The organism is Kitasatospora griseola (genome assembly GCF_044999035.1).
GTDB classification, from domain to species: Bacteria; Actinomycetota; Actinomycetes; order Streptomycetales; family Streptomycetaceae; genus Kitasatospora; species Kitasatospora griseola.
In genome coordinates, this window is record NZ_CP173360.1 from 5,121,679 (window position 1) to 5,142,721 (window position 21,043).

At 72.4% G+C, this 21,043-nt stretch carries 19 protein-coding genes; 11 read left to right on the top strand and 8 right to left on the bottom strand.

Annotated features, from left to right (window positions below):
• Positions 1 to 49 precede the first annotated feature (49 nt).
• Complete coding sequence (locus ACI1MP_RS23335; protein WP_404869395.1) at positions 50 to 2,104, bottom strand: protease pro-enzyme activation domain-containing protein; 2,055 nt, start codon at positions 2,102 to 2,104, stop codon at positions 50 to 52.
• A 403-nt stretch (positions 2,105 to 2,507) separates the two neighbouring features.
• Between ACI1MP_RS23335 and ACI1MP_RS23340 the strand changes: the two genes are divergently transcribed.
• The 7 genes from ACI1MP_RS23340 (at position 2,508) to ACI1MP_RS23370 (ending at position 11,259) form a co-directional block, all read left to right on the top strand.
• On the top strand, positions 2,508 to 3,758 hold the full coding sequence (locus tag ACI1MP_RS23340) for an amidohydrolase (RefSeq protein ID WP_100587256.1): 1,251 nt from the start codon (positions 2,508 to 2,510) through the stop codon (positions 3,756 to 3,758).
• Between the two features lie 370 nt (positions 3,759 to 4,128).
• The gene (locus tag ACI1MP_RS23345) at positions 4,129 to 5,193 is read left to right on the top strand and encodes a BMP family protein (RefSeq protein ID WP_100587257.1); all 1,065 of its coding nucleotides are present in this window, start codon (positions 4,129 to 4,131) and stop codon (positions 5,191 to 5,193) included.
• A 107-nt stretch (positions 5,194 to 5,300) separates the two neighbouring features.
• Positions 5,301 to 7,046, top strand: coding sequence for an ABC transporter ATP-binding protein (locus tag ACI1MP_RS23350; RefSeq protein ID WP_380342568.1), 1,746 nt, complete (start codon positions 5,301 to 5,303; stop codon positions 7,044 to 7,046).
• Positions 7,047 to 7,050: 4 nt separating this feature from the next.
• The gene (locus ACI1MP_RS23355; protein ID WP_380342571.1) at positions 7,051 to 8,223 is read left to right on the top strand and encodes an ABC transporter permease; all 1,173 of its coding nucleotides are present in this window, start codon (positions 7,051 to 7,053) and stop codon (positions 8,221 to 8,223) included.
• Positions 8,220 to 9,485, top strand: coding sequence for an ABC transporter permease (locus ACI1MP_RS23360; protein WP_043914345.1), 1,266 nt, complete (start codon positions 8,220 to 8,222; stop codon positions 9,483 to 9,485). Before ACI1MP_RS23355 ends, ACI1MP_RS23360 begins: the two co-directional genes overlap by 4 nt.
• Positions 9,482 to 9,886, top strand: a complete 405-nt coding sequence (locus ACI1MP_RS23365; RefSeq protein ID WP_380342575.1) for a cytidine deaminase — start codon at positions 9,482 to 9,484, stop codon at positions 9,884 to 9,886. Before ACI1MP_RS23360 ends, ACI1MP_RS23365 begins: the two co-directional genes overlap by 4 nt.
• Before the next feature lie 95 nt (positions 9,887 to 9,981).
• Complete coding sequence (locus tag ACI1MP_RS23370) at positions 9,982 to 11,259, top strand: thymidine phosphorylase (RefSeq protein WP_189271407.1); 1,278 nt, start codon at positions 9,982 to 9,984, stop codon at positions 11,257 to 11,259.
• Between the two features lie 31 nt (positions 11,260 to 11,290).
• Here the strand turns inward: ACI1MP_RS23370 and ACI1MP_RS23375 are convergent, their stop codons facing one another.
• Both ACI1MP_RS23375 and ACI1MP_RS23380 read right to left on the bottom strand, forming a co-directional pair.
• Complete coding sequence (locus ACI1MP_RS23375) at positions 11,291 to 11,845, bottom strand: Uma2 family endonuclease (protein WP_380342579.1); 555 nt, start codon at positions 11,843 to 11,845, stop codon at positions 11,291 to 11,293.
• On the bottom strand, positions 11,842 to 13,125 hold the full coding sequence (locus ACI1MP_RS23380) for an MFS transporter (RefSeq protein WP_380342582.1): 1,284 nt from the start codon (positions 13,123 to 13,125) through the stop codon (positions 11,842 to 11,844). Before ACI1MP_RS23380 ends, ACI1MP_RS23375 begins: the two co-directional genes overlap by 4 nt.
• Before the next feature lie 64 nt (positions 13,126 to 13,189).
• On the opposite strand from ACI1MP_RS23380, the gene ACI1MP_RS23385 reads away from it, so the two are divergent.
• The 3 genes from ACI1MP_RS23385 to ACI1MP_RS23395 all read left to right on the top strand — a co-directional run bounded on the left by ACI1MP_RS23385 (position 13,190) and on the right by ACI1MP_RS23395 (position 16,213).
• On the top strand, positions 13,190 to 14,146 hold the full coding sequence (locus ACI1MP_RS23385; protein ID WP_404869396.1) for a LysR family transcriptional regulator: 957 nt from the start codon (positions 13,190 to 13,192) through the stop codon (positions 14,144 to 14,146).
• Between the two features lie 235 nt (positions 14,147 to 14,381).
• Positions 14,382 to 15,527 carry an adenosine deaminase gene (locus ACI1MP_RS23390; protein WP_380342588.1) on the top strand — a complete coding sequence of 382 codons (1,146 nt, stop codon included), beginning with the start codon at positions 14,382 to 14,384 and terminating at the stop codon, positions 15,525 to 15,527.
• A 206-nt stretch (positions 15,528 to 15,733) separates the two neighbouring features.
• Positions 15,734 to 16,213 carry a hypothetical protein gene (locus ACI1MP_RS23395; RefSeq protein ID WP_404869397.1) on the top strand — a complete coding sequence of 160 codons (480 nt, stop codon included), beginning with the start codon at positions 15,734 to 15,736 and terminating at the stop codon, positions 16,211 to 16,213.
• A gap of 110 nt (positions 16,214 to 16,323) precedes the next feature.
• Here the strand turns inward: ACI1MP_RS23395 and ACI1MP_RS23400 are convergent, their stop codons facing one another.
• Positions 16,324 to 16,506 carry a PspC domain-containing protein gene (locus tag ACI1MP_RS23400; RefSeq protein WP_100587265.1) on the bottom strand — a complete coding sequence of 61 codons (183 nt, stop codon included), beginning with the start codon at positions 16,504 to 16,506 and terminating at the stop codon, positions 16,324 to 16,326.
• Between the two features lie 363 nt (positions 16,507 to 16,869).
• On the opposite strand from ACI1MP_RS23400, the gene ACI1MP_RS23405 reads away from it, so the two are divergent.
• A complete protein-coding gene (locus tag ACI1MP_RS23405) occupies positions 16,870 to 17,628 on the top strand; it encodes a hypothetical protein (RefSeq protein WP_404869398.1) in 759 nt (252 codons plus the stop codon).
• Between the two features lie 99 nt (positions 17,629 to 17,727).
• Here ACI1MP_RS23405 and ACI1MP_RS23410 read toward each other — a convergent pair whose 3' ends face one another.
• The 4 genes from ACI1MP_RS23410 to ACI1MP_RS23425 are packed head-to-tail and all read right to left on the bottom strand — an operon-like array spanning position 17,728 to position 20,881.
• Entirely contained in the window at positions 17,728 to 18,303 is a 576-nt protein-coding gene (locus tag ACI1MP_RS23410) for a VanZ family protein (protein WP_404869399.1), read from the bottom strand.
• A 49-nt stretch (positions 18,304 to 18,352) separates the two neighbouring features.
• The gene (locus tag ACI1MP_RS23415; RefSeq protein WP_404869400.1) at positions 18,353 to 18,676 is read right to left on the bottom strand and encodes a hypothetical protein; all 324 of its coding nucleotides are present in this window, start codon (positions 18,674 to 18,676) and stop codon (positions 18,353 to 18,355) included.
• Complete coding sequence (locus ACI1MP_RS23420; RefSeq protein ID WP_404869401.1) at positions 18,673 to 20,175, bottom strand: ATP-binding protein; 1,503 nt, start codon at positions 20,173 to 20,175, stop codon at positions 18,673 to 18,675. Before ACI1MP_RS23420 ends, ACI1MP_RS23415 begins: the two co-directional genes overlap by 4 nt.
• A 28-nt stretch (positions 20,176 to 20,203) precedes the next feature.
• Positions 20,204 to 20,881 carry a response regulator transcription factor gene (locus ACI1MP_RS23425; protein WP_100587346.1) on the bottom strand — a complete coding sequence of 226 codons (678 nt, stop codon included), beginning with the start codon at positions 20,879 to 20,881 and terminating at the stop codon, positions 20,204 to 20,206.
• Positions 20,882 to 21,043: the final 162 nt, after the last annotated feature.

Below are 21,043 nucleotides of genomic sequence, written 5' to 3' on the forward strand. Positions count from 1 at the left end.
AGGGGTGCCGGGGAAGGATCCCCAGCACCCCTCGACTGCGTTCTACGGGTTACTTCTTGATGGCGAAGGACTTGAAGAAGCCCTTGCCCGGGGAGCCCAGGCCGGTGGCCGTGTCGTAGCCGTCGGCGGCCGAGAGGCCGAAGTCGGCGCCGATCTTGTAGAGGCGGACCTTCAGGGCGCCGTTGACGACGCCGAGGTCGACGACGTTGCCGCGCTTGGTGTGGACGGCGTTGTCGTCCACGTCGTGGAAGGCGTTGGTGGCGGCGCGGTCGTACAGGGCCGGGTTGGCGAAGCCGAGGGCGCGGCCGCCGCGGGCCTCGATGGCGTTGGCGAACATGGCCGCGGTCTCCGGGGCGGAGACCGAGGTGCCGCCGAAGCCGCCCTCGCTGTAGGCGCCGTCGGCGGTGAAGCCGACCAGGGTGGCGGCCACCAGGTCACCGCTCATCGCGATGTCGGGGGTGGCGCGCAGCGGGGTCTTGGACGTGCTGCCGTCGGCCGCGGTCCGGCTGATGCGGTCCGGGACGACGCCCTGCTGGTACCACGGCTGGGCGAAGTCCTTGGAGACACCGCCGCCGCCGCCGAAGTAGAACTTGCCCGGCATCGGGGTCCAGGACTTCTGGTCGGCGGAGAGCACCGAGCGCAGGTCGCCCATGGAGACCTCGTGGCCGTACTTGCCGGCCTTGTCGTTCAGCTGGAGGGCGGTGCCGCCGACCGAGGTGACCCACGGGGACGCGGACGGCCAGTCGGCCTGCGCCTGGTTGGTGTCGGCCTCGCAGTTGACGCCGGTGGCGGCCGCGCCCGGGGAGCTGTCGCCGCAGTCGCCGGAGGAGAAGGTGAAGCCGATGCCGGTGAGGGCGCCCAGCTGGAAGATCTGGTTGTCGGCGGCCACCACGGCGGGGTCGATGTCGCCGGACTTGCCGTGCATGATCTCGCCCCACGAGTTGGAGACGACGTCGGCGAGGTGCTCGTCCACGACCTTGGCCATGGCGTCGTAGAGGTCCTCGTCGTAGCAGGAGTTGCCGCCGACGTAGACGACGTTGGCGTCCGGCGCGAGGCCGTGCACCATCTCGACGTCGAGCGCCTCCTCGCCGGCCCAGCCGGCGGGGCCGCCGCACTCGGCCTCGTGGACCCACTTGTCCGGGGTGACGTACTCGGTGTACTGGCCCGGCTTGAACGGCTGGTCGCCGTGCAGGGTGGAGAAGTGGTTGGCGTCCTGCTCCATGGTGGACAGGCCGTACGCGTCGATGATGGCGACGCGGGCGCCCTTGCCGCCGACCTTGGCGTCGGTGACGCCGTAGGCCTTGCGGAGCTGGGAGGGGATGTACGAGCAGGGGGCGAACGGCTCGTTCTTCTCGTAGCCCTCGGGGGCGCCCTTGGCGGTCTTCGAGCCATAGCCGTCCTCGGAGCAGGTCGCGACGGTCGGCAGGGTCGCCGGGTCCTTCTTGTCCGGGCCGGCGAGCTTGGCGGCGGCGTTCAGGCGCTGCTCCGCCTCGCGGACCGAGGTGGCGGAGGAGACGTTCTTGTGGATCGAGTCGGCCAGGCCGGAGACGGCGAGGACGGCGTCGGAGACGGAGGCCGGCACCTTGGCGTCGGCGGTCGGCGCCCGGTGGGTGCCGTCCGCGGTGCGGTAGTTGTGGAAGCCGGTGCCGAACGCCTTGGTCATCGCGGCGGTGGAGCCGGCGACCTGCACGTAGTGGGCGTTGGAGGCGGAGACGGTGAGGCCCGCGGCGGACACCCAGTCGGTGACGGCCTTGACCTGCTCCGGGGTGGCGCCGAACTTCGCCTGGACCTGAGCGGACGTCAGGTACCGGCCGTAGCTCGGGGACTTGGGGTCGGAGACGGCCTGGGCGAGGGCGGCGAGGCCGCTCGCGTCGCGGCCGGCCAGGTAGATCCGGGCGGTCGCCGGGGCGGCGGCGTCGGCCGCGCCCGCGTCGGCCTGCGGGGTGGCCCACTCCGGGTGGGTGCCCGGCAGGGCGCGGGCGGTGTCGCCCACGGGGGTGGCGGCGGTGGCCGGAACGGCCGCGCCGAGGGTGGTGATGATCAGTGCGGCCGCGACGGTGGCCGGAGCGATGCTCTTGGCGAGCCGATTGCGCGTGATGGGCACGTCGGTCCCCCCTTCTCGGTTCGATGGAGCGTCAGCCGCCCTTCGTGAGGGCGTGACGAGGCGCGCCGCAGGCGGACTGTCCCACCCCACTGCGGCACCGGAGTTGACTGTGCGACAGCTGTCTATTCGGACTGATGTGCGCCGCTCAAGAGTGAGGCCGAAAGATTTACCCGGCCATGACCCGATCGGGGGGAAGGGTTGGTCGCGGGCGGGGCGGCGGGCCCCGGGGGAGTGGTCACCGTGTCCGGCCGCCGGTGCAGGTCGTTGCATACGAAGGGAGCCGAACACAGGCGCGGGCCGAATCGAAGAGTCATACCCATCGTGGATCCCGGTATGCATCCAAACGGTGAGAACTTTGGTGGAAGAGGGGCCAAAAGCCTCTCACCGGCCTAGTCTTGTCAAGGTGAACGATCCTCAGCCTGCAGCCGCTGCCACCGTCACCGCCGTCCGCCCGCTCGCCGCCCTCCGGGCCCGAGTAGCGGCCCACCAGGCCGAGTTGATCGACCTGCGCCGTGATCTCCACCGGCATCCGGAGCTCGGCCGCCAGGAGTTCCGCACCACCAAGCTGCTGCGCGAGCGACTGGTCGCCGCCGGGCTGGAGCCGCGGGTGCTCCCGGGCGGCACCGGTCTGCTGGTGGACCTCGTCCCGCCGGGCACCGCGCCCGGCACCCCGCTGCTGGCGTTCCGCGCCGACATCGACGCGCTGCCGATCGACGACGCCAAGAAGGACGTCCCGTACCGCTCCACGGTGCCCGGCCGGGCGCACGCCTGCGGGCACGACGTGCACACCGCGGTGGTGCTCGGCACCGCGCTGGTGCTGGCCGAGGCGCTGGCCGCGGGGGAGCTGACCCGTCCGGTGCGGCTGATCTTTCAGCCGGCGGAGGAGACGATGCCGGGCGGCGCACTGGACGTGATCGCGGCCGGCGGGATGAAGGGGGTCGGGCGGATCTTCGCGGTGCACTGCGACCCCAAGGTGCAGGTCGGCCGGATCGCCCTGAAGACCGGGGCGATCACCTCGGCCTGCGACAAGGTGATGATCAGCGTGGACGGCCCGGGCGGGCACACCGCCCGCCCGCACCTGACCACCGACCTGGTCACCGCGGTCGCCAAGCTGGCCGCCGAGGCGCCGTCCGGGCTGGCCCGCCGGATGGACCCGCGCTGGGGCGTCTCGCTGGTGTGGGGGCGGATCGCGGCCGGCTCGGCGCCGAACGTGATCCCGCAGCACGCCGAACTGGAGGGCACCGTGCGCTGCCTGGAGCTGGCGGGCTGGCGGCAGGCGCCGGAGGTGCTGGAGGAGCTGGTCGCGCACCTGGCCGAGACGTACCGCGCCAAGTGGACGCTGAACTACCACCGGGGCGTCCCGCCGGTGGTCAACGAGGCCGACTCGATCGACCAGCTGGAGCGCGCCATGAACGAGCGGTTCGCCGAGGGCCGGGGCCCGGTGGTGGAGCCGACCGAGCAGAGCCTGGGCGGCGAGGACTTCTCCTGGTACCTGGAGCACGCGCCGGGCGCGCTGGCCCGCCTGGGCGTCCGCAGCCCGGACGAGAAGGGCGTCCGCGACCTCCACCAGGGCGACTTCGACGCGGACGAGCGGGCGATCGCCATCGGCGTCGAGCTGTTCGCCTCGCTGGCCCTGGAGCACGCCCGGATCTGAGCGCGCACCGGGGCGGGCCCCCTTCCGGGAGAGTCGTTCGCGCGGCCGGATCCGCCGCGCGAACGACCACCGGGGAGGGGGCCCGTTCCATGGGCCGGGACCGACGGCCGGGGCCGGCGGGGCCGCTCCGGCGGGTGCGGGGAGGCGTGTTCCGGGGTAAGGGGCGGAGGCGTACCGTGGTGGCGCGCTACCAGCCAGTAGCGGAACGGGAGTTGAACAAGTGTGCGGCTATGTCCGGATTTGCCCGGGCGTACGACCACATTTTGATAACAACCCCGGGGCCCGTGCAGGCCGTAACACAACCGTGTTCTACGCGCGTTACGGTGGCGCTCGACCACGCCAACCGGGTGTGTGAGAAGGAGAAACTCCCTTGCGCCGTTCACTCAAGCTCGCCGCGGCCGTGCTCTCGGGTTCCCTGGGCATCGCCTCGCTCGCCGCCTGCGGCGCAAAGAGCACCGACAACAACACCGCCGGTGCCGGCGGCGGCTCCGGTCTGAAGGTCGGCATGGCCTACGACATCGGCGGCCGTGGGGACCAGTCCTTCAACGACTCCGCCGCGCGTGGTCTGGACCAGGCCAAGTCCGAGCTGGGCGCCACCATCAACGAGGCCGAGGCCAAGTCCGGTGAGTCCGAGGCCGACAAGGAGCAGCGCCTGAAGTCGCTGGTCAACGGTGGCTTCAACCCGGTCATCGCGGTCGGCTTCATCTACCAGGACGCGGTCAACAAGGTCGCCAAGGACAACCCGAACGTCAAGTTCGCGATCGTCGACTCGAACTCGCCGGACCAGCCGTCCAACGTGACCTCGCTGACCTTCTCCGAGGAGCAGGGCTCCTTCCTGGCGGGCGTGGCCGCGGCCAACAAGTCGAAGACCAAGCACGTCGGCTTCATCGGCGGCGTCCAGTCCGAGCTGATCAAGAAGTTCGAGGCCGGCTACACCGCGGGCGCCAAGTCCGTCACCCCGGACATCACCGTCGAGGTCACCTACCTGTCGACCCCGCCGGACAACACCGGCTTCGCCGACCCGGGCAAGGGCAAGCAGGCCGCGCAGGGCCAGCTCGACAAGGGCGCGGACGTCATCTACTCCGCCGCCGGCTCCTCCGGCAGCGGCTCCATCGAGGCCGTCGCCACCGCCCCGGGCAACAAGTGGGCGATCGGCGTCGACTCCGACCAGGCCAACCAGCCGGCCCTGTCGAAGTACAAGGACCACATCCTCACCTCGATGCTGAAGAACGTGAACACCGCGGTGTTCTCCTTCATCAAGTCGGCCAAGGACGGCAACGCCCAGGGCGGCGTGAAGAACTTCGACCTGAAGGACGGCGGCGTGTCGCTGTCCGTCACCGGTGGCTTCATCGACGACATCAAGGCGAAGATCGACGCCGCCACCCAGCAGATCACCAGCGGCGCGACCAAGGTCCCGACCGTCCCGCAGGGCTGATCCCCTGCCGGTGCGCCGCCCGCCCGCCGGGCGGCGCAGTGGTCTGACACATCTCACGGAAGGGGCTCGGACGGGATGCGCGCTGCGCATCCCCCGGGCCCCTGCCCATGCCGCACCCCGGTGTCCGTCCGGCGGCTGCACCACCCCAGGGTTCCCTCTTGAGCCTCCAGCGCGACGAAGCGCCCGACGACCAGCAGGAGATCGCCATCACCCCCTCCGACTCCGCCTCCCCCGGCGGCATCCCCAGCGCGGGGACGGCGACACCGGCCGTCGAACTGCGCGGCATCACCAAGCGCTTCCCCGGTGTGGTGGCCAACCACGACATCGACATCACCGTGCAGCGCGGCACCGTGCACGCCCTGATGGGCGAGAACGGCGCCGGCAAGTCCACCCTGATGAAGATCCTCTACGGGATGCAGAAGCCGGACGAGGGCACCATCGCCATCAACGGCGAGCAGGTGGTCTTCGCCACCCCGGGCGACGCGATCGCCCGCGGCATCGGCATGGTGCACCAGCACTTCATGCTGGCCGACAACCTCACCGTCTGGGAGAACATCGTCCTGGGCAGCGAGAAGCTGTACGGCATCGGCGCGAAGGCGAAGGCGAAGATCCGCGAGCTGTCCGACCAGTACGGCCTCGGCGTGCGGCCGGACGAGCTGGTCGAGGACCTCGGCGTGGCCGACCGGCAGCGCGTGGAGATCCTCAAGGTGCTGTACCGCGGCGCCCGGATCCTGATCCTGGACGAGCCGACCGCGGTCCTGGTCCCGCAGGAGGTCGACGCGCTGTTCGACAACCTGCGCGAGCTCAAGGCCGAGGGCGTCACCGTCATCTTCATCTCGCACAAGCTGCACGAGGTGCTGTCGGTCGCCGACGCGATCAGCGTGATCCGCCGCGGCACCACGGTCGGCGACGCCGACCCGAAGGTCGTCACCGCCCGCCAGCTGGCCGAACTGATGGTCGGCGCCGAACTGCCCTCCCCGGAGAGCCGCGAGTCCACCGTCACCGACGTGGAGATGCTCCGCGTCGAGGGCCTGCGGATCGCCAAGCCGGACGCCGAGGGCGTCGAGCGCGTGGTGCTGGACGACATCTCGCTGCGCATCCACAAGGGCGAGATCCTCGGCATCGCCGGTGTCGAGGGCAACGGCCAGGCCGAACTGGTCGAGGCGATCATGGGCATGCTGCCGCTGGACGCCGGCACCGTCACGCTGGACGGCGCCGACCTGACCGGCACCCGCACCCGGGCCCGCCGCGAGGCCGGCATCGGCTACATCCCGGAGGACCGGCACCGGCACGGCCTGCTGCTGGAGGCCCCGCTCTGGGAGAACCGGATCCTCGGCCACGTCACCGAGCGCCCCAACTCCAAGGGCGCGCTGCTCGACCCGGCCGGCGCCCGGGCCGACACCCAGCGGATCGTCGAGCAGTACGACGTCCGCACCCCCGGCATCGAGGTCACCGCGGCGTCGCTGTCCGGCGGCAACCAGCAGAAGCTGATCATCGGCCGCGAGATGAGCCACGACCCGAAGCTGCTGATCGCCGCCCACCCGACCCGCGGCGTGGACGTCGGCGCGCAGGCGCAGATCTGGGAGCAGATCCGCTCCGCGCAGCGCGAAGGCCTGGCGGTGCTGCTGATCTCCGCCGACCTGGACGAGCTGATCGGCCTGTCCGACACCATCCGGGTGATCTACCGCGGCGCGCTGGTCGCCGACGCCGACCCGGCCACCGTCACCGCGGAGGATCTGGGCACCGCGATGACCGGCGCCGCCACCGGCCACATCGTCTCCGACACCGGCACCACCGGCTCCGACCGGGTTCCGCCCACCGACACCGCCGATTACGTGCAGGCGGGGGAGTAGCCACATGACCAGTCCCAACCCCCCGGCTGCAGAAGCGGCCGACCGGCCGCGCAAGCGGCAGATCGACCTGGAGCGGATCGGGCTCGGCCTGGCCGCGCCCGTGCTGGCCGTGCTGCTGTCGGTGATCATCGCCGGCACGCTGCTGGCGGTCTCCGGCCGCGACCCGTTCGGCGCCTTCCGGATCATGTGGAACTACGGCACCGCGTCGGACGGCCAGGTCGCCGTCCTGAACAAGGCGACCGTGTACTACCTGGCCGCGGCCGCCGCCGCGTTCGGGTTCCGGATGAACCTGTTCAACATCGGCATCGAGGGCCAGTACAAGCTGGCCATGATGATGGCCGCGTTCGTCGGCACCCAGATCGACCTGCCGGCCTTCCTGCAGATCCCGCTGCTGCTGATCGTCGCGATGTTCGTCGGCGGCCTGTGGGCGTCGATTGCCGGTGTGCTGAAGGTCTACCGCGGCGTCAGCGAGGTCATCTCGACCATCATGCTGAACGCCATCGCCACCGCCGTGATCGGCGTGCTGCTGGTGCCGGGCATCCTGGCGCCGAAGACCGGCGGCACCACCAACTCGATCCAGACCGCGAAGATCTCCGAGTCCAGCCACTTCTTCTCGATCGAGACCCAGGGCGGCACCCTGTGGGGCTTCATCGTGATCGCGGCGCTGGTCGGCGTGGTCTTCCACTTCACCCTGAACCGCACCCGGTTCGGCTTCGACCTGCGCGCCACCGGCCGCTCGGAGACCGCCGCCAAGGCCTCCGGCGTCAACGTCAAGCGCATGGTGATCACCTCGATCGTGGTCTCCGGTGCGCTGGCCGGCCTGGTGGGCCTGCCCGAGCTGATGCAGAACACCCCGTACTTCGGCCAGAACGTGCAGGTCGGCCTGGGCTTCATCGGCATCTCGGTGGCGCTGCTCGGCCGCAACACCCCGATCGGCATCGCGTTCTCCGCGCTGCTGTTCGCCTTCCTGGACGCCTCCGGCGCCCAGCTGCCCACCCGGGGCGACTACCCGGCCGAGATCATCCCGGTGATCCAGGGCACCATCGTCATCTGCGTCGTCGTGGCCTACGAACTGGTGCGCCGCTTCGGCCTCAAGCGCCAGCAGCAGAAGGTCGGCGCCGAGCTCGCCGCGCAGGCCGCCGCCGCTGCGGCCGCCCAGAAGGAGGTGGCGGCATGAGCACCACTGTCGCCAAGCCGACGTCGTCCGTCGCGCCCGCGAAGAAGAAGTCCAAGCTGACCTGGCCGGTGGTGCTGCTGCTGATCGCGCTCGCGCTGCTGCTGTTCGCGGCGATCGGCGCGATCACCGGCAACCACGGGCTGACCTCCTCGGGCCAGATCGGCGCCGCGGTGTCCTCCGCCGTGCCGATCGCCATGGCCGGCCTCGGCGGCCTGTGGGCCGAGCGCGCGGGCGTGGTCAACATCGGCCTCGAAGGCATGATGGTGGCCGGCACGTTCTGCGGCGCCTGGGCCGGCTTCCTGGTCAACCCGTGGGTCGGCCTGCTGGCCGGCATGGCGGGCGGCGCGGCCGGCGGTCTGCTGCACGCGCTGATCACCGTCACCTTCGGCGTCGACCACATCGTCTCCGGCGTCGGCATCAACCTGCTGGTCCCCGGCATCTGCGCGTACGTCAACCGGATCTACTACAAGGACTACGTGGCCGACGGCGCCGGTGCGAACCAGTCGCCGCCCGCCGAGTCGCTGCCCACCTTCACCGTCCCCGGCCTGTCGAACTGGCTGGACGGCATCGAGCAGCACCACTGGTTCCTGGTCTCCGACGTGGCCGGCATCGTCCGCGGCCTCACCACCGAGCTGTCGGTGGTCACCCTGATCGCCGGCGCGTTCCTGGTCGGCAGCTACTTCGTGCTCTGGCGCACGGTGTTCGGCCTGCGGCTGCGCTCCTGCGGCGAGAACCCGACCGCCGCCGAGTCGCTGGGCGTCAACGTCTACAAGTACAAGTACCTCGCGGTGATCTCCTCCGGCGCCTTCGCGGGCCTCGGCGGCGCGTACCTCTCGCTGGTCGCCGCGCACTTCTACCGGGACGGCCAGACCCAGGGCCGCGGCTTCATCGGCCTGGCCGCGATGATCTTCGGCAACTGGATGCCGGGCGGCCTGGCCGCCGGCGCGGGCCTGTTCGGCTTCACCGACAGCCTCCAGCTGCGCGACGCCGACTCGGTGCACGTGCTGCTGCTGGTGGTCGCCATCGCGATGGCGGCGCTCGCGCTGTGGCAGTTCTACCGCCGCAAGTTCACGGCCGGCGCGATCAGCCTGGTGGTCGCCGGCGGCGTCGCCCTCTGGTACGCCACCACCGACGCCGTCCAGCGCCCGCTGATCGTCGCCACCCCGTACGTGATCACCCTGGTGGTGCTCGCGCTGGCCGCCCAGCGACTGCGGATGCCCAAGGCCGACGGCCAGATCTACCGCAAGGGACAGGCCAAGTGACGCCGCCCCCGACCGCGGACGCGGTGGACTGGGAGGCGCTGCGGGAGGCCGCCCGCGCGGCGATGCGCCACGCCTACGCCCCCTACAGCAAGTACCCGGTCGGGGCGGCGGCCCTGGTCGACGACGGCCGCACGGTGACCGGCTGCAACGTGGAGAACGCCTCCTACGGCCTCGGCCTGTGCGCCGAGTGCGGCCTGGTCTCCGCGCTGCACGCCACCGGCGGCGGCCGGCTGACGGCGTTCACCTGCGTGGACGGCGCCGGCGAGCTGCTGATGCCGTGCGGGCGCTGCCGCCAGCTGCTCTTCGAGCACGGCGGCCCCGACCTGCTGGTCGAACTGCCCTCCGGGGTACGGCCGATGAGCGAGGTCCTGCCGGACGCGTTCGGGCCGGACAAGCTGTAGCTTCTGCTGGCTGATCACTTTGTTACGCGCGTAGAGTGTCGCGGGAGGACATCCCGCGGCACTCTTCGCATTTCACACCTCTCTGGAGCACCTGCATGGACGCCATCTCCGTCATCCGGGCCAAGCGCGACCGGGGCGAGCTGACCGACCCCCAGATCGACTGGGTGATCGACGCCTACACCCGCGGCGAGGTCGCCGACGAGCAGATGTCCGCCCTCGCGATGGCCATCCTGCTCAACGGCATGACGGCCCGTGAGATCAGCCGCTGGACCGACGCGATGATCCGCTCCGGCGAGCGCATGGACTTCTCCTCGCTCGGCGTCCCCACCGCCGACAAGCACTCCACCGGCGGCGTCGGCGACAAGATCACCCTCCCGCTCGCCCCGCTGGTCGCCGCCTGCGGCGCCGCCGTTCCGCAGCTCTCCGGCCGCGGCCTCGGCCACACCGGCGGCACCCTCGACAAGCTCGAATCCATCCCCGGCTGGCGCGCCCTGCTCTCCAACGACGAGATGCTCGCCGTCCTGCGCGACTGCGGCGCCGTGATCTGCGCCGCCGGCGACGGCCTGGCCCCCGCCGACAAGAAGCTCTACGCCCTGCGCGACGTCACCGGCACCGTCGAGGCCATCCCGCTGATCGCCTCCTCGATCATGTCCAAGAAGATCGCCGAGGGCACCGGCGCACTCGTCCTGGACGTCAAGGTCGGCTCCGGCGCGTTCATGAAGAACCTCGACGACGCGCGCGAGCTCGCCCGCACCATGGTCGGCCTCGGCCGCTCCGCCGGCGTCGCGACCGTCGCCCTGCTCACCGACATGTCCACCCCGCTCGGACTCACCGCCGGCAACGCCCTCGAAGTCCGCGAATCGCTGGAGGTCCTCGCCGGCGGCGGCCCCGCCGACGTCGTCGAACTCACCCTCGCGCTCGCCCGCGAGATGCTCGCCGCCGCGGGCGTCCACGGCAAGGACCCGGCCGACGCCCTCCGCGACGGCTCCGCCATGGACCACTGGCGCCGCATGATCACCGCCCAGGGCGGCGACGTCGACGCCCCCCTCCCCGTCGCCCGCGAGACCCACGTCATCCCCGCCCCCGCCACCGGCGTCCTCACCACCCTCGACGCCTACGCCGTCGGCGTCGCCGCCTGGCGCCTCGGCGCCGGCCGCGCCCGCAAGGAGGACCCGGTCCAGGCCGGCGCCGGCATCGAACTCCACGCCAAGCCCGGCGCCACCGTCACCGCCGGCCAGCCCCTCCTCACCCTCCACACCGACACCCCCGAGCGCTTCCCCTACGCCATCGAGGCCCTCGCCGACGCTGTCACCGTTGCCCCCGTCGGCACCGCCTTCACCCCGGCCCCGATCGTCCTGGACCGGATCGCCTGACGGTTCGCCGACGCGCCCTGCGCGCCCGCTCTCAGGAGTAGGTGCGCAGGACGCCGGTGTCGAGGGTCCACGGGCCGACGGTGATGACGTCGCCGAAGGCGAAGTGCTCCCGGCGGGCGTACTCGGGCTCGTCGTGGACGATGCCGGTGCCCTTGCGGGGGTCGACCAGCAAGTAGGTCGGGATGCCCATGGCCGAGTAGTCGCGGACCTTGGTCAGGTAGTCGTTCTCCGGGTTGGACGCCGAGACGACCTCCACGACGAGGAGGACCTGATGAGGGAGCAGCGCGGCTTCCTCGTCGTTCAGGGCCTCCTCGTGGAAGACCATGATGTCGGGGTTGCGGAGCCGGCCTCGGACGGGATCCACCAGGTCCGCGCCGCCGTGGGCGAGGTGGCCGGGGTGGGTCTGCGGGAGCTGGTCGTTGAGCTGGCGGGCGATGCGGATGACGGCGAGCTCGTGGCGCTTGACCGGCGACATCATCATCACGATGGTGTCGTTCGAGATCTCGATCTTCCCTATTCCCGGCACCTGCGGAAGCTGGTCGGCGATCGCACGGAGTCTGGCGAACTGGGCAGGGTCGACGCTCATGCCCGGAGTGTATCGACGGCCACCGCCCGGCGGGCGGCTGTGGCGCGGTGGGTGGCGTACAGGGTGACGCCGGCCGCGCAGGCCATGGCGGTGAGGGCGACGGCAGCCGTGCCGGACCAGCCGGTGGAGTGGTAGGCGTCGGCGCCGATCGTGCCGCCGAGGCTGTTGCCGAGGTAGTAGGCGATCAGGTAGAGCGCGGAGGCCTGGGCGCGGCCGGTGGCGGCGGTGCGGCCGACGGCGGAGGACGCGGTGGCGTGGCCCGCGAAGAAGCCGGCGGTGATCAGGACCAGGCCGAGGATCGCGCAGAACAGCGAGTCCGCGAGGGAGAGCAGCAGGCCGGCCGTGGTGGCGGAGATCGCCAGGTAGAGGGTGCCGCGGCGACCCCAGCGGGCGGTCAGCCGACCGGCCGAGGCGGAGGACGCCGTGCCGACCAGGTACACCACGAAGATCGACGCGGCGACGGACTCCGGCAGGTGGAACGGCGCCGAGGTGAGCCGGTACCCGACGGTGTTGTAGACCGCGCCGAAGACCGCCATGAACAGCATCCCGAGCGCGTACAGCCGCAGCAGCAGCGGGTTGCGCAGGTGTCCGGTGACGGTCGTGGCCAGCGCGCGGGCGTCCACCGGCGTCCGCCGGAAGTGCCGGGCCCGGGGGATCAGCAGCCGGAAGGCGAGCACCGCGAGCAGCGCGAGGACGGCCGAGACCGCCAGTCCCCAGCGCCAGCCCCAGGCGGCCGCGACCCAGCCGGAGACCAGACGTCCGCCCATCCCGCCGATCGAGTTGCCGGCCACGTACAGGCCCATCGCGGAGGCCAGCGCCGTCGGGTGCACCTCCTCGGCGAGGTAGGCCATCGCGGTGGCCGGGAGCCCGGCCAGCGCCGCGCCCTGGACGGCCCGCAGGACCACCAGCGTGGTGAGGTCCGGGGCGAACGGCAGCGCGAGGGCGAGCAGCGCGGCGGCGAGGGTGGACGCCGTCATCACGGCGGTGCGTCCGTACCGGTCGGAGAGGGCGCTGGCGGGCAGCAGCGCGAGCGCGAGGCCGAGGGTGGACGCGGAGGCCGTCCAGCTGGCCTGACCGGGCGTCAGGTCGAGGTCGGCGGAGAGGATCGGCAGCAGGCCCTGGGTGGAGTACAGCAGGACGAAGGTGGCGACACCGGCCGCGAACAGGGCGAGGTTGGCGCGGCGGAAGTCCCGGCTGCCGGGGCGCAGGCGCGGGTCGGTCACGGATGCGGGGGATGCGGGGGCGGGCGCGGAGAGCGCCTCGGTACTGGCAGGCTGCATGCCAATGACGCTAGGGCGGCGCGGGCTGATGCGTCCAATGCATGAATGAGGGAAGATCCATGCCGTGACGTATGAGAGCAGCTCCGCGCCCAACCGCCTCGCCGAACTCGGTCCGGACGCCGATGTGACGCGCCTCGCACCGCAGTTGGCGGAGTTCGCGGCGGTCGCCCGACTGGAACACGTCACCCGGGCCGCGCAGCTGCTCGGCATGCCGCAGCCCACCCTCTCCCGCGCGGTCGCCCGCCTGGAGGCGCAGCTCGGCGTCGACCTGCTCGCCCGGCAGGGCCGCACCGTCCGCCTGACCCGGGCCGGACGGCTGCTGCTGGACGCCGTCGAACGGGCGCTCGCCGAGGTCGAACGCGGCGCGGAGGCGGCCCGCGCGGAGGCCGACCCGACGGCCGGGCGGGTCGCGTTCGGCTTCCTGCACACCATGGGGACGGACGCGGTGCCCGCCCTGCTGCGAGGGTTCCGGGCCGGGCATCCGCAGGTCCGCTTCCAACTGGTGCAGGACTACGTCGCCGCGATGCTGGAACGCCTGCGCGCCGGGGAGTTGGACCTCTGCCTGGTCTCCCCGCTCCCCGACACGCCCGAACTGACGGCCCGTCCGCTCGACGAACAGCGCCTCTACCTGACCGTCCCTGCGGACCACCGGCTCGCGGGGCGCCGCCGGATCCGCCTCGCCGAGGTCGCCGACGAGCCGTGGGTGACGGTCGAGGAGGGCTACGGCCTGCGCCACATCATGGAGGGCTTCTGCGCGAAGGCCGGCTTCACCCCGCGGATCGCCTTCGAGGGCGAGGAGGTCGAAACCCTCCGCGGCCTGGTCGCCGCCGGCCTGGGCGTCGCGCTCCTCCCACCCGCCCTCGTCCCCCGCCCGGGCGTCGTGGAACTCGAAGTCACCGCCCCCCGCACCCGCCGAGCCATCGGCCTCGCCTGGCACGCGACCCGCCCCCTCACCCCACCGGCAGCCGCATTCCGGGACTTCGTCCTGTCCCGCCGGGGAAGCATCCTCGCGCACGACTGAGCGAGGGTTCCGCTTCGCGGTGTGGGTTCCGCTTCGCGGTGGGTGAGGTAGGGCGGGGCAACTCGTCGGCCTGGCCCGGCGGGCCGCGCATCCCCTCGCCCCATCGGTGGCTGCGTTTCGCGACCTCGTGCTGTCGCGGCGGAGGCACCTCTGCTCAGGGCCGTGCGGGGGTTCCGCTCCCCTCGGTGGGTGGGGCGCGTGGCTGATCTACGCGCGTAGGGGCTATGCTCCGGCAATGGAGAAGCAGATCACTCTCGCGGGCACGACGGCCCCGCGTGTTCCCACGGCGGAGCAGATTGCCCGCGCCCCCAAGGTTCTGTTGCACGACCACCTCGACGGTGGGTTGCGGCCGGAGACCATCGTCGAGCTGGCGGCGGACTGCGGCTACGAAGGGCTGCCGACCACCGACCCGGCGGAGCTCGGGGTGTGGTTCCGGGAGGCGGCGGACTCGGGGTCGTTGGAGCGGTACCTGGAGACGTTCGCGCACACGTGTGCGGTGATGCAGACCCGGGAGGCGCTGGTCCGGGTGGCGGCGGACTGCGCGGAGGACCTGGCCGCGGACGGCGTGGTGTACGCCGAGGTGAGGTACGCGCCGGAGCAGCACCTGGAGGCGGGGCTGACCCTGGACGAGGTGGTGGAGGCCGTCAACGAGGGCTTCCGGTTGGGCGAGGCGAACGCCCGGGCGCGCGGGCACCGGATCCGGGTCGGGACGCTGTTGACCGCGATGCGGCACGCGGCCCGTTCGCAGGAGATCGCCGAGCTGGCGAACCGCCACCGGGACCGCGGGGTGGTCGGGTTCGACATCGCGGGCGCGGAGGCCGGTCACCCGCCGACCCGGCACCAGGCCGCGTTCGACTACCTCAAGGGCGAGAACAACCACTTCACCATCCACGCCGGTGAGGCGTTCGGGCTGCCGTCGATCTGGGAGGCGGTGCAGTGCTGCGGCGCGGACCGGCTCGGTCACGGTGTGCGGATCGTGGACGACATCACGGTCGGCGAGGACGGCCGGGTGGAGCTCGGGCGGCTGGCCGCGTACGTGCGGGACAAGCGGGTGCCGCTGGAGATGTGCCCGACGTCGAACCTGCAGACCGGCGCGGCGGCGTCGTACGCCGAGCACCCGATCGGGCTGCTGGCGGGGCTGAAGTTCCGGGTCACCGTCAACACCGACAACCGGCTGATGAGCGGGACCAGCATGAGCCGCGAGTTCGGGCACCTGGTGGACGCGTTCGGCTACACGCTGGGCGACCTGGAGTGGTTCACCGTCAACGCGATGAAGTCGGCGTTCCTGCCGTTCGACGAGCGGCTGGCGATGATCAACGATGTGATCAAGCCGGGGTACGCGGAGCTGAAGGCCGAGTGGCTGTTCGGTCCGCGCGGCTGACGGTCCGTCGGCGGCGGGCTGCCCCCGAGTGGTCAACGTCCATGGAGATGGTCGGACTTATCACTCGGGGGAGTGGTCGGATTTTGAACCGGGCGTGGCGCTGTCACTACGGTGAGCCGGTCACTGCTGACTCGGTGTGACGGCCGTGCCCTGAATCCCCGGGCGTGCGACCCCGCACCGGCCCGACCAGGACTGAGGACGCACACATGAAGCAGGCCACTCTCAAGGCCGCCGGCACCGCCGTGCTCGGCGTTGTCGCCGCCGCCGTCGCCGCGGGCACCGCCTCCGCCGCGCCGGTCGCCCCCGGCGGCCTCGGACTGCCGACCGGCGCGCTCACCAACCCGGGTGTGACCGGCGCCGCCACCGGGGCCGTGAGCAAGCTGCCCGGCGCCGACCAGCTCGGCACCGTGACGGGCGCGCTCAACCCGGCCGCCGGCACCCCGGCCGCCGCCCCCGCGCCGGCCCAGGCCACGGAGCAGACCGCGTCGGTCGCCGAGCAGGTCGGCCCCGCCGGTGTCGACCCGCAGGCCGCGCCCGAGCACCGGGTGGGCGGCCTGGACGCCGTCCCGGGCGGCCAGGGCCTGGCCAAGACCCCGGTCGGCGGTGTGATCAGCACGCTGACCAGCCTGACCCCGACCGGCGGCGGCGCCCCCGGCCTGCCGGGCCTGCCCGGCGTGGGCGGCTGACGGCTCCGGCGAGGAGCAGAACGGCCGAGGGGCCGTCCCGCAGCAGCGGGGCGGCCCCTTCGTCATGGGCGGTACGGGTGGCGCGGGCGTCATCGGGCGCCGCGGGCGGGTCACGGCTCCTGCGGGAGCAGCAGCCACAGCGCCAGGTAGATCAGGAACTGCGGGCCGGGCAGCAGGCAGGACGCCAGGAAGATGATCCGGACCGTCCACGGCGTGAACCCGAAGCGCTGGGCGATGCCGGCGCAGACGCCGCCGATGACGCGGTGGTGACGGGGACGGGCGAGGGTGCTCATCTTCTCCTCCGAGGGGAGTGCTTCCGGGCCGGGCGGTCCGACCGGGGATGACTCCATCGTCGCGCCGCGACCTGCTGCTCTCCGTCCGCCGCGATGCCGATTCGGACCCGGAGCCGCTCCCCGTCCCGGGGTACGCCGACCTCGGGGTCGACTCCGGGGCGGACCCCGAGGCCGGGAACCTTCGCGTGCATTTCGTCTTCCGGGCAAACAAGGTCAAAGGGTGGGTGAAGGGACGGAACTGACTGGTGGTCGACGTCGGGGAAATGCCACACTCGCGCGAATTGATCTTCTTCCGCCGAATTCGAAGGACTTCCCGTGCGTGCGAACCGGTTGCCGGCCGCCTTTGCCCTGACCGTTCTCGCCATGGCGGGAACGGCCGCCTGCGGATCGGAGGACCGTCCGGGCCCGGCCGCGGAGAACGGGCTGGCCGGGCTCTCGGGGGCGGAGGTCGTCGCCCGGATGCAGGCGGCCGGGGCCGGGGCGACCTCGGTGCGGATGATCCTTCGGGGCGACTCGGAGGACGGCAGCGAGACTGCCACCGTCGCCGCCGCCCGCAACGGCGACTGCACCGACGAGGTGGCCGGGGGCAACCCGATCGAGGACGGCTACAGCAGGCAACTGCGGCAGACCCACGTCCTGCGCAAGGACGGGCGGACCTTCTTCAAGGCGGGCGGCCTGCGCGGCCTCGGCGGGCCGGCCGACCAGTGGATGTCCACCAGCAGTAAGGAGGCCGACCAGCTGGCGACCTACTGCGACCTGGCCCTCGGCCTGCCGGACGAGCTGAACACCCTGACGGGCGGCGCCCGCAGCGGGCAGTGGGTCCGCGACGGCAGCACCCGGATCGGCGGCGTCCCGGCGGTGGTCCTGCACTTCACGACGGAGGACGCCGTCGACGAACTCGCCCTGGACACCGGCCCCGCCGGCAGCTCGGAGCTCCGGATCGCGGTCGCCGCCGAAGGCGAACCGCATCTGCTGCGGGTGGAGCTCGCCTCCGGCTCGAACCGCCTCACCGTGCGGCTCCGCGACCACGGCGCGCCGGTGACGGTCACGCCGCCGCCCGCCGACCAGGTCCACGACTTCGACGCGCAGCTGCCGGTGGGCGAGGAGCTGCCGGAGGGCTGAACTGCCGCCGCGGGGCGGCGGAATTCCGGGCCTGCGCATTCGACCGTTCGATCGTGAGCGAATGCCGTGGGAGCGGAAATCGGACCGCGACGCGGGCCCTCAGCGCCGCGGAGCCACCGGGGAGCCGAGCGTCCGGATCACGGGCGCCGCGACGGAGCGCGGGCGCTGCTCCTTCGGGCCCCGGCGCGGCGTCGCGGCGCGCGGCGCCACGGCCGGGCGGCGCAGGGCGTGGGTGCGCAGCGGGGTGGCCAGGAGCAGGTGGGCGGCGGCGGCGCCGAGGGTGCCGAGGAGGATGTCGTCGACGTCGAGGACGTGGCCGGGGGCCCAGCCCTCAAGGATCTCCAGGGCGGTGGCGAGCAGGGCGGCGGCACCGGTGGTGCGGAGGAAGGACAGCAGCCAGGACCGGTCGGGGCTGCCGACGGCGAGCGGGAGCAGCAGGCCCGCGGGGGCCAACGGCAGGAGGCCGGAGGCGAGCGCGGCGGGCAGGGTGCGGGTGGTGAGCGCCTGGTGCACGGAGGCGAACGGGGTGAGGTTGGACGGGCCGGTCCAGGCGGCGGTGACCGGCCGGAGGGCCAGCCAGACCAGCAGCAGGAGGTGGAGGGTCAGCAGCAGCCGGGCTGCCGTCCGGTACCGGTACGGCGCCGTCGTGCGGTCGGTTCGCGCAGTGGTGTGCACATTCCGGGGGACGCGCGCCGTACCGGCGGTGGTTCCGCCGTACGGGTGATCAGGGGCAGTGGCGGGCCGACGGCGCGCCGAACACCCCGGGCGCCGTCGCCGTCGCCGTCGGCGAGGGCGTGGCCGACGGCGTCGGGACCCGGCTCGGGGTGGCCTTCGCGGAAGCGGACGGGGACGCGGCCGGCGAGGTGGCGCCGGCCGACCCGGTCGCCGTCGGGGCGACCGGCATCAGGACGGGCGTGGGGCAGGCGGTGCGGCTGGCGGGCGCGCCGGCGTCGACCGGCACCGCGGTGGGGCGGATGCCGCAGCCGGTGAGCAGGGCCGTCGAGCCGGCCAGCAGGGCGACGGCGCGGAGGCGGCGGCGGGCGGTCATGGTGCTTCTTCCGGGCCGGGGGCGGGCGGTTGGGTGAGCGGCAGGGTGAGGGTGAACACGGCACCGCCCTCCGGGTTGTTGGCGGCGGTGATGGCGCCGCCGTGGATGAGGGCGTTGGCCTCGGCGATGGACAGGCCCAGGCCGCTGCCCTCGGAGCGGGCCCGGCCCTTGTCGGCCTTGTAGAAGCGGTCGAAGACGTGCGGCAGCACGTCCTCGGGGATGCCGGGGCCGCCGTCGGAGACGGACACCACCACGGTCTCGCCGTCCTGGCGGACCTTCACCTTCACCGGGGAGCCGCCGTGCTTGAGCGCGTTGCCGATCAGGTTGGCGAACACCACGTCCAGGCGGCGTGGGTCGACGACGGCCAGGATGCCGCGCGGGGCGTCCAGTTCGACGGCGTCGTACCAGGCCCGGCCGTCGATGCAGGACATGATCAGGTCGGCCATGTCGACCTCGTCGGCGACCAGCTTGGCGGTGCCGGCGTCGAACCGGGTCACCTCCATCAGGTTCTCCACCAGGTCGGACAGCCGACGGGTCTCGGAGACCACGATCCGCACCGCCGGCTCGATCATCGGGTCGAGCGAGTCGGCCTCGTCCTCCAGGATGTCGGTGACGGCCGTCATCGCGGTCAGCGGGGTGCGCAGCTCGTGCGACATGTCGGCGACGAACCGCCGGGACTGCGCCTCGCGTGCGCTCAGCTCCGCGACCTGCTCCGACAGCGACTCCGCGGTGCGGTTGAACGTCCGCGCCAGGTCGGCGAGTTCGTCGTTGCCCTCGACGTCGAGCCGGGTGTCCAGCTCGCCCTCGCCGAGCCGCCGGGCGGCGTCGCCGAGCCGGCGCACCGGCCGCAGCACCGTCGCCGAGGCGCCCTGCGCGAGCAGCGCGGAGCCGACCAGCGCCAGCAGGGTGGCGATCGCCAGCGACCAGCCGAGGGTGTTCAGGTCGGCCCGCTCGTTCTGCAGCGACTTGAACATGTAGGCGGTCGGCCCGTCCGGCTCGACCTTCGTCCCGCCGACCACGTACGGCCCGGACAGGTTCACCCGCTGCCAGTACAGGTGGTACTGGTACGGGTTGCCCGGGCCGATCTCGCGCGGCTTGTTGACCGCGGTGACCAGCGCCGGCGGCACCTGCTTGGCGGTGAAGGCGATCGGGTCGGAGGAGGCGGTGCAGTCCGGCTGCGACGGGTCGACCACGACCACGTCGTACGCCAGGCCGGAACTCGCCACCTGCACCGCCAGCGACGACAGGTCCTGGCAGGTCGGGTGCACCGGCAGCTGCGAGACGGTGCGGGTCAACGAGCCGCGGAAGTCGTTCAGGGAGGCGTTCTGGGCGCGCCTGAGCACCGCGTCGCGGTTCAGCCAGTAGGCGATCCCGGACGCGGACACGGCGGTCACCAGCGCGACCGCGGCGAACACCGCGATCAGCCGGACCCGCAACGAGCTGAGCCGCTGCCAGGACACCGAACGGGCACGGTGCGGCGCGGACTGATGGTCGGTCAAAAAAGGCTCACCAGGCAGAAGGAGGGCGTCACGCGGGCGGGTCCAGACGGTAGCCGACCCCGCGGACGGTACGGATCAGCGTCGGCGCGGACGGCACGTCCTCGACCTTCGCCCGCAGCCGCTGCACGCACGCGTCCACCAGGCGGGAGTCGCCCAGGTAGTCGTGCTCCCAGACCAGCCGCAGCAGCTGCTGTCGGGACAGCGCCTGCCCCGGGCGGCGGCTCAGCTCCAGCAGCAGCCGCAGCTCGGTCGGGGTCAGCTGGAGGTCCTGGCCGTCCTTGGTCACGGTCATCGCCGAACGGTCGATCACCAGGCCGCCGTACGCCGCGGAGTCCGAGCTCTCCCGCTCGCCGCGGCGCAGCACGGCCCGGATCCGGGCGTCCAGCACCCGTGGCTGCACCGGCTTCACCACGTAGTCGTCGGCGCCGGACTCCAGGCCGACCACCACGTCGATGTCGTCGGAGCGCGCCGTCAACAGGATGATCGGCAGCTGGTCGGTGCGCCGGATGCGCCGGCACACCTCGAAACCGTCGATGCCCGGCAGCATCACGTCGAGCACGATCAGGTCCGGGCGCTGCTCCTTGAACAGGCGCAGACCGTCCTCGCCGGACGCGGCGGTGGCGACCCGGTGACCCTGGCGGGTGAGGGCGAGTTCGAGGCCCGTGCGAATGGCGTCGTCGTCCTCGATCAGAAGCAGGTAAGACACGGAGGTCATTGTGTCCCACCCTGACCCGGGAAACACCCACCCGGGTGATCCTGGCCCTCCCGGGAACCGGATCGGCCCGCTCCGGCGTCAGCCCTGTCGGAGCCGACGACTGCCCGGAAACGGGTGTCCTTGTGACAGCCCTGTGACAGTCGACAGACACCG